This window comes from Thalassospira marina, assembly GCF_002844375.1.
GTDB lineage: Bacteria > Pseudomonadota > Alphaproteobacteria > Rhodospirillales > Thalassospiraceae > Thalassospira > Thalassospira marina.
The window spans coordinates 3,785,744-3,793,534 of record NZ_CP024199.1 but is presented as its reverse complement, the minus strand read 5'-3'; the positions used below and the strand labels follow the sequence as shown (position 1 = coordinate 3,793,534).

Genomic DNA, 7,791 nt, shown 5'->3' with positions numbered 1-7,791 from the left:
AATTTTTGATTAATGCTTGTCTTTGTCAGTTAAGTCTTCGTCAGTGGGTTGCGTCTTTTGCATTCGATTAATGATTTCACTGAAATGTTTCTCGTACTTTAATGCCATTCGTTCGAAATCTACTCGCGAAAAAGCACCTTCGGAAAGCGTTTTCGGTTCACCATTTTGCTCTCTTAAATGTTTAACCCAAGGTTCAAGTTCTTGCCACATGAGAACAAAAGACAGTCCCCACATGTTCTTGAAGTGGATGGGGTTAATCAGTCCATTGTGCGCCATGTATCCAAGTCTTTGAAATATAGCTGAAACTCGTCGGGCTGAAGACTGGTATTCATCAGAGAATTCGTTGTGGGGATCTTTGTTATTTCTGATTACCTGAATGTCTTCTTTAATCGAATCCATCTGTTCCGCTGCCCAAATTAAGATATTGGACACATGTGCTGCCTGCCCGTCTCGGATACTGCGATATCCTATGTATACAGTGGCGAGAAGAAATATATTTATTGCAAGTCCAAGTAAAGCAGCGACTGCAGACAAGGCAGACCAATCAAATGGGTTGAAGTTATATATGAAAGGCCAAAAATTCTCAGCTGTCATGGCTTTTCCCCAAATCAATAATCATAATATTTATTTAAAAGTAATGTTTTCGTATGCAGAAAGTCAACGTTTCTGGCCATTCTACGAGGATTCGGTGTGGGCACTTGGTTTACGCTAATGTGAGAGTAGGGCTGAAGAGATGGTTGGCGGTTGGGCCTCAGGCAAAAGAATTGCCGGGATGCGCAAATTTACAAAACAAACGTCGCAAATTTTCGGTTTTTCTCGTTTTGGTTCTGCTACGGTTCTAAAAATAAACTACGGGATGTTTTTTCGCCCGGCGTTCATGGCGGTCTTTTCCTGCAGGGGCAGTCAAACGCATATGCATTTTTGACCATGACCATAACCGTGCCTTTGGCAGGTATTTGGTGCCATGCCTGTCCCGATAATACGCCGTCATAACGGGGCGTAAGCCCGCATTCATCATTTCATGCAACGCAAAGCCCGGTTTTGCGAACGGGTTTCTGTGGCTTTGCGCCTGCGGTTTGCCGTGCCGGTATTCTGTTTGGCGGCCACCATGCGCCCCTGTTTTCGGGCGGGTGAAATCACGTGTTACGCACCACGACAACAAATAATCGAAGCCCCGAAAATCAGGGGCATTTTCAGCGGAGGAAGCAAATGAGCAGTAATAGAGGTGTCGTTTATGTTGGGCCGGGCAACGTTGAAGTCCGGAATATTCCCGATCCTGTCATGTCTGCGCCCAATGGGCGCAAGCTGGACCATGCCGTAATACTGAAGGTGATTTCCACCAACATTTGCGGGTCGGACCAGCATATGGTGCGCGGTCGGACGACGGCGGAACCGGGGCTGGTTCTGGGCCACGAAATCACGGGCGAAATCATTGAAAAAGGCAGCGATGTTGAACAGCTTGAAGTTGGTGACATCGTTTCCGTGCCGTTTAACGTGGCCTGCGGCCGTTGCCGGTGCTGCAAATCGCAGGATACCGGCGTATGCCTGACGGTAAATCCGTCGCGCGCTGGTGGGGCCTATGGTTATGTCGATATGGGCGGCTGGATTGGCGGTCAGGCCCATTATGTGATGGTGCCCTATGCCGATTTTAACCTGCTGAAATTCCCGGACCGGGATCAGGCAATGTCGAAAATTCGCGATCTGACGATGCTGTCCGATATTCTGCCAACTGGTTTTCACGGCGCGGTGCAGGCCGGTGTTGGTGTGGGTTCAATCGTTTATGTGGCCGGTGCTGGTCCGGTTGGGTTGGCTGCGGCGGCATCGGCGCGCATTTTGGGTGCGGCTGTTGTCATGATTGGTGATTTCAACAAGGAACGCCTTGCCCATGCATCCAATATGGGGTTCGAGGCCGTTGATCTTTCCAAAAGTGACCGCTTGGGCGAAATGATTGCCGAAATTACCGGCAGCCCTGAAGTTGACAGCGCCATTGATGCCGTTGGCTTTGAAGCCCGCGGTCATAGCGGCGGCGAACAGCCGGCAATCGTTTTGAACCAGATGATGGAAATTACCCGTGCGGCTGGTTCCATCGGTATTCCGGGCCTTTATGTAACCGAAGATCCGGGTGCTGTGGACGAGGCCGCCAAACAGGGCAGCCTGTCGCTGCGGTTTGGTTTGGGTTGGGCAAAGGCGCAGTCCTTCCATACCGGCCAGACCCCGGTCATCAAATATAACCGCCAACTGATGCAGGCAATTTTGCATGACCGGCTGAAAATCGCCGATATCGTCAATGCGCAGGTGATCTCGCTTGAAGATGCCGCTCAGGGGTATGAAAGTTTTGACCAGGGTGCTGCCAAAAAATTCGTGCTCGACCCGCATGGTATGCTGGCAAAAGCTGGCTAAGCGGGAAAGCTTGGTGATCTGATGATGCAAACGAAAATCCCCGTCACTGGCGGGGGTTTTTGCTTTTCTACGAAGGGTGTCAGGTTGGTCTGGTTTTCGGAAATAGCCGGAAATTTAACGATATTGCCGTAAATCAGGCGGCAATTGGTTCTTCGGGTCGTTGATATTCCGGGTTTTCGCGGTCACGCTGAAGCTTTTCGCGCAATTCGCCAATCTCTCGGATACGTTTGATCTCGTCAAAGCAGGGTGAGGCCGGGCCGTGGCCTTTGCGCATCATCGAAACCCATTGTTTGATGCGTCCGGCCTGATGGTTTTCTGTCGCACCGTCCTGGGCCAGAAGGTCGATATAGGCCAGCAGAATGTCTAAAACATCGGCCCAACATTGTTTTTGCAAATCCTCGCCTGCTTCATGTGCCTTGATACGTGCGGCAAGGTCGGGGCAGGCAATGGCACCGCGCCCCAGCATAAAGGACGTACAGCCGGAAATATCGCGACAGCGGATATAATCCTCAACTGTCCAGATCTCACCATTTGCTGTCATGGTGATGGAAATGGCCTCGCGAATGCGCGCCAGATATTCCCAATGTGCAGGTGGCTTGTAGCCTTCCATTTTTGTGCGGGCATGGACGGTTAAATGCTGTGCGCCGCCTTCTTCAACCGCACGGGCATTTTCCAGAAACAGGGTTTTATCGGCATAGCCCAGGCGGATTTTGGCGCTGACCGGGATATGGCCAGGTACTGCGGCCCGCACGGCCCGCACAATGTTAAAAAGGTTTTCAGGGCATTTCAAAAGCGATGCGCCCGCTTCGCGTTTGTTGACGGTTTTTGACGGGCAGCCAAAATTGATGTCGATGCCCGGTGCGCCCAGTTCAACGGCGAAGGCTGCATTTTCACCCAGAAGGTCCGGGTCGTGACCCATAAGCTGTACCAGAACGGGTTGGCCGCTGGCCGTTTTGCAGCCCTGATGCAGTTCGGGGCAATAACGGTAAAAGACATGGGCCGGAAATAGGGTTTGGGAAACGCGGATAAATTCGGTAACGCACTGGTCAAACCCGCCAGCCGCGCTCAGCAATTGCCGAACACGCCAGTCCACAAGCCCTTCCATTGGTGCCAGCACCAATTGCGTCATCACGTTTGTTCCCTAAAGCGTATTGCTGATTTCGATCAGGTTTTCGTCCGGATCGTAAATATAGAATGACCGAAGGGGGCCAGTGGCACCTGTTCGCTTGATCGGCCCTTCAATAATTTTCTGCCCGTGCTTTTGCAGATGTTCCATCACATCGTCAAGCGGAGTTTCTGTCAAAAAACACAAATCCGCGGAACCGGGTGTGGGGTGTAAAACGTTATCATCAGGTATGGCATCAGCAGGATGGAGATTGATTTTCTGCGACCCGAAATGCAATGCGACCCGCCCCTTGCCAAAATTCTGACGCGTCATACCCAGAACGGTCTGGTAGAATTCCACCGTGCGCTCTACGCTTTTGACAGTCAAAACAAGGTGATCAAGGCTGGTTATTTTCATTGCAAAACCCTATTTATCTGATAGTCCCGAAAGGATAGAAATGCACCGGCGTCTGCGCCAATTTTGCAGGCGTTATCAATTGATTTGATTATAAAAGACACCATAAACGACGTTTTGGAGGATCCCAACGATGCTGTATATCGTGCAAAAAGCATTGGACGAATTGGAAGCTATGCCGCGCGACGAACGTGAGAGCTATTCCCACATGGACCGCGAGATTTCTGAAGCAGTTGAAAAGCTGCAGCAGCTTAAGGCAAAGCTGGAAACAGACGAAAAGAAGTAACTTTCTTTTCGTGCCAAAAACCTGTTTTCAAAAGGGGCTGCCAGCGTGCGGCCCTTTTTTGTTGCGCGGGTGGTGCTTGGCCCAACAGGCAATCACCCAAATACGTTAATTGTTGTTTTTCCCATCCACCATAATGGATAGCAGTTGTTCAACCGCCTGTGTCGGGTTGATGCTGCCATTCAGCACATTTTTTTCAAGGTCAGGCAGGGTCGATTTGACATCTTCGCGCCGGGTGAAGGTTTCCAGCAGGCGGTCGCGCAGCATGGTCCACATCCAGTCATGTTGCTGGCGGGCGCGTTTGGCGGCAAATTCGCCTTCTTTTTCCATGATCTGGCGATGCTGTTTGATCAAATCCCAGGCATCATCCAGCCCCTCGCGCGTAAGGGATGATACCATCATGGATTGCGGGCGCCAGTGGTGGCTGGTGGGCTGTAAAATACGCAGCGCCGATGAATATTCGCGTTTGGCTTCGCGGGCCTTGGCCGGGTCGGCATCGGATTTATTGACCGCAATCAGATCGGCAATTTCCAGCACACCCTTTTTAATGCCCTGTAATTCATCGCCCGCCCCGGGTAGCATCAGCACCAAAAAGAAATCGGTCATTTGTGCGACCATGGTTTCGCTTTGCCCGGCCCCCACGGTTTCCACCAGCACCACGTCAAACCCGGCAGCCTCGCACAGCAAAATGGTTTCGCGGGTCATGCGGTTTACACCACCCAAATAGCCGCTGCTGGGTGATGGGCGGATATAGGCATTCGGATCAATCGACAGGTCATTCATCCGGGTTTTATCACCCAGAATGGACCCGCCGGATCGCGCACTTGTCGGGTCAACCGCCAGCACGGCAACCTTGTGCCCCTCGCGGGTCAGTTTGGTGCCAAAGGCCTCGATAAAGGTGGACTTGCCAACACCGGGAACGCCGGTAATGCCAATGCGCCGTGACCCGCCGGTGTGGGGCATTAACTGTTCAAGGACCTGCTGTGCCTGAATAAAATGTTCGGGCTTGCGGCTTTCAACCAGGGTAATCGCACGTGAAAGAATGGTGCGGTTGCCCGCAAGAACACCTTCAACAATTTCCCCGGTGCTGAGAACGCGGCGCTTTACCCGCGCGCGCGGGCTTGTGGTACTGGTGGTGCCGGGAATGGTTCGCAGGGTTTCCTTCACCTTTTTTCCTTTCCCGTTCGCAAAATTTGTACTGCCCTTTGGTATTCCGGTGGGGTGGTTGCTTTGCTTTATCCCGCCATCATATGGCGCGGGTGCTGGTGCCAGCAAGGCGGCTTTGCGATAAAGCGTTCCATTTTGCCGCCTTATCGTCCTCTGATCGGGCTGTTGGCGAATAACGCCATTCCGTCGTTATCGGGCGAATTTCAGGTCATCGACCGGGCATTGTTTGGCCCGGTCGATATGTGGATTTAGGTTTGCTTTGCCGTCAGGCTGCGTCCGATGTCTCATCATCAAGCAGCTTTTCCAGCAATTCGCTGGCGGCTTCGGCAATGACGGTGCCGGGCGGGAAAATAGCTTCGGCCCCGGCGGCAAACAGTTTGTCGAAATCCTGCGGCGGGATCACGCCACCCGCGACAATCATGATGTCCTCACGGCCCAGCTTGTCCAACTCCGCCCGCAATTGCGGCACCAGCGTTAAGTGCCCTGCGGCAAGCGAACTTGCGCCGACAATATGCACATCGTTTTCGGCTGCCTGCCGGGCGGCTTCTTCCGGGGTCTGGAACAGCGGGCCGATATCGACGTCAAAGCCCAGATCGGCAAAGGCAGTGGCGATCACTTTTTGCCCGCGGTCATGGCCATCCTGGCCCATTTTGGCAATCAGGATACGCGGGCGGCGGCCTTCGGCTTCGCTAAAGGCATCAATCAGCTTCGCGACCTTTTCCAGTGCCGCGTTATTGGCACCGACCTCGGTTTTATATACCCCGGCGATAGACCGGATGACGGCCTGATGGCGACCATAAACCTTTTCCAGCGCGTCGGAAATTTCGCCAACGGTGCATTTTGCCCGGGCGGCCTGCACGGCCAGTTCCAGCAAATTGCCCGACTGAGAACCCGCCGCATTGGTCAGTGCGTTCAAGGCGCTTTCAACGCTTGCATCGTCACGTTCGGAACGCAGGCGTTCAAGCTTGGCAATTTGCTGGCGGCGGACTTCGGCGTTATCGACCTGCAAAACATCCACCGGGCGGTCGTCCGTTACGCGGTATTTGTTCACACCGACCAGGGTCTGGCGGCCGCTATCGATGCGGGCCTGGGTGCGGGCGGCGGCTTCTTCGATGCGCATTTTGGGAATGCCGGCTTCAATCGCCTTGGCCATGCCGCCCTGTTCTTCGACCTCGGCGATATGGCCCCAGGCCTTTTCAGCCAGATCGCGGGTCAACCGTTCGACATAATAACTGCCACCCCACGGGTCGATCACGTTGGTTGTGCCGCTTTCCTGCTGCAAAAACAGTTGGGTATTGCGGGCAATGCGGGCGGAAAAATCGGTTGGCAGGGCCAGGGCTTCGTCCAGTGCATTGGTGTGAAGCGACTGGGTATGACCCTGTGTGGAGGCCATAGCTTCAACACAGGTGCGGATGACATTGTTAAACACATCCTGCGCGGTCAGCGACCAGCCCGATGTCTGGCTGTGTGTGCGCAAAGAAAGCGACTTGTTGCTTTGCGGGTCAAACTGTTTGATCAGCTTGGCCCAGATCATGCGCGCGGCCCGCATTTTGGCGATTTCCATAAAGAAATTCATGCCAATCGCCCAGAAAAACGACAGGCGCGGGGCAAATTTATCAATATCCAGCCCGGCTGCCATGCCCGCACGGGCATATTCCACGCCATCGGCCAGGGTATAGGCCAGTTCAAGGTCGGCGGTCGCCCCGGCTTCCTGCATGTGATAGCCGGAAATCGAAATGGAATTGAATTTCGGCATATTTTGCGACGTGAAGGCAAAAATATCCGAAATGATGCGCATCGATGGTTTGGGCGGATAGATATAGGTGTTGCGCACCATGAATTCTTTGAGAATGTCGTTCTGGATGGTGCCGGAAAGCTGGGCGGGTTTTACCCCCTGCTCCTCGGCCGCAGCGATATAAAGTGCCATCACCGGCAATACCGCGCCATTCATTGTCATGGAAACCGACATTTGATCCAGCGGAATGCCATCAAAAAGCGTTCGCATGTCATAGATGCTGTCGATTGCCACACCCGCCATGCCGACATCGCCCGCAACACGGGGATGGTCGCTGTCATATCCGCGATGGGTGGCCAGGTCGAAGGCAATGGAAAGGCCCTTTTGCCCGGCGGCAAGGTTGCGGCGGTAAAAGGCGTTGGATTCCTCGGCCGTGGAAAAACCGGCATATTGGCGGATCGTCCAGGGGCGCTGCACATACATGGTGGGGTAGGGGCCGCGCAAAAAGGGCGGCATGCCCGGCATGGTGTGCAAATGGTCCAGCCCGGCAATGTCATCGCTGCCATAAACCGGCTTTACATCAATGCCTTCGGGTGTTGTCCACGGCACGGCCGATGCAGGGGCCGAAGGTGCATCACCAGTGCTGTCAAACAGGGGCAAGTCGGAAAAATCGGGGATCCGGGTCAT

Annotated in this window: 7 protein-coding genes; 2 read left to right on the top strand and 5 right to left on the bottom strand. The window is 53.6% G+C overall.

Annotated elements, in window-relative coordinates; all coding sequences use genetic code 11:
* Positions 1 to 9: 9 nt before the first annotated feature.
* Positions 10 to 594, bottom strand: coding sequence for a DUF4760 domain-containing protein (locus tag CSC3H3_RS17285; protein WP_101285636.1), 585 nt, complete (start codon positions 592 to 594; stop codon positions 10 to 12).
* 615 nt (positions 595 to 1,209) lie between these two features.
* On the opposite strand from CSC3H3_RS17285, the gene fdhA reads away from it, so the two are divergent.
* Entirely contained in the window at positions 1,210 to 2,400 is a 1,191-nt protein-coding gene (gene fdhA, locus CSC3H3_RS17275; protein WP_101285634.1) for a formaldehyde dehydrogenase, glutathione-independent, read from the top strand.
* Between the two features lie 133 nt (positions 2,401 to 2,533).
* Here fdhA and CSC3H3_RS17270 read toward each other — a convergent pair whose 3' ends face one another.
* Positions 2,534 to 3,529 (bottom strand): tRNA dihydrouridine synthase, encoded by a 996-nt coding sequence (locus CSC3H3_RS17270; RefSeq protein ID WP_101285633.1) that lies wholly within the window; start codon positions 3,527 to 3,529, stop codon positions 2,534 to 2,536.
* A 12-nt stretch (positions 3,530 to 3,541) separates the two neighbouring features.
* Positions 3,542 to 3,922 (bottom strand): VOC family protein, encoded by a 381-nt coding sequence (locus tag CSC3H3_RS17265; RefSeq protein ID WP_101285632.1) that lies wholly within the window; start codon positions 3,920 to 3,922, stop codon positions 3,542 to 3,544.
* Between the two features lie 130 nt (positions 3,923 to 4,052).
* On the opposite strand from CSC3H3_RS17265, the gene CSC3H3_RS24480 reads away from it, so the two are divergent.
* Entirely contained in the window at positions 4,053 to 4,205 is a 153-nt protein-coding gene (locus CSC3H3_RS24480; RefSeq protein WP_157831943.1) for a hypothetical protein, read from the top strand.
* A 105-nt stretch (positions 4,206 to 4,310) separates the two neighbouring features.
* On the opposite strand, the gene meaB is transcribed toward CSC3H3_RS24480, so the two are convergent.
* The gene (gene meaB, locus CSC3H3_RS17260) at positions 4,311 to 5,369 is read right to left on the bottom strand and encodes a methylmalonyl Co-A mutase-associated GTPase MeaB (RefSeq protein WP_101285631.1); all 1,059 of its coding nucleotides are present in this window, start codon (positions 5,367 to 5,369) and stop codon (positions 4,311 to 4,313) included.
* Positions 5,370 to 5,634: 265 nt separating this feature from the next.
* Positions 5,635 to 7,791 (bottom strand): methylmalonyl-CoA mutase, encoded by a 2,157-nt coding sequence (scpA, locus tag CSC3H3_RS17250; RefSeq protein WP_101285629.1) that lies wholly within the window; start codon positions 7,789 to 7,791, stop codon positions 5,635 to 5,637.

What these genes read in the sequence shown, in the direction of transcription:
- CSC3H3_RS24480 (WP_157831943.1), top strand. Translation starts at nt 4,053, where the DNA reads ATGCTGTATATCGTGCAAAAAGCATTGGACGAATTGGAAGCTATGCCG.
- CSC3H3_RS17265 (WP_101285632.1), bottom strand. Translation starts at nt 3,922, where the DNA reads ATGAAAATAACCAGCCTTGATCACCTTGTTTTGACTGTCAAAAGCGTA.
- scpA (WP_101285629.1), bottom strand. Translation starts at nt 7,791, where the DNA reads ATGACCCGGATCCCCGATTTTTCCGACTTGCCCCTGTTTGACAGCACT.
- CSC3H3_RS17285 (WP_101285636.1), bottom strand. Translation starts at nt 594, where the DNA reads ATGACAGCTGAGAATTTTTGGCCTTTCATATATAACTTCAACCCATTT.
- fdhA (WP_101285634.1), top strand. Translation starts at nt 1,210, where the DNA reads ATGAGCAGTAATAGAGGTGTCGTTTATGTTGGGCCGGGCAACGTTGAA.
- CSC3H3_RS17270 (WP_101285633.1), bottom strand. Translation starts at nt 3,529, where the DNA reads ATGACGCAATTGGTGCTGGCACCAATGGAAGGGCTTGTGGACTGGCGT.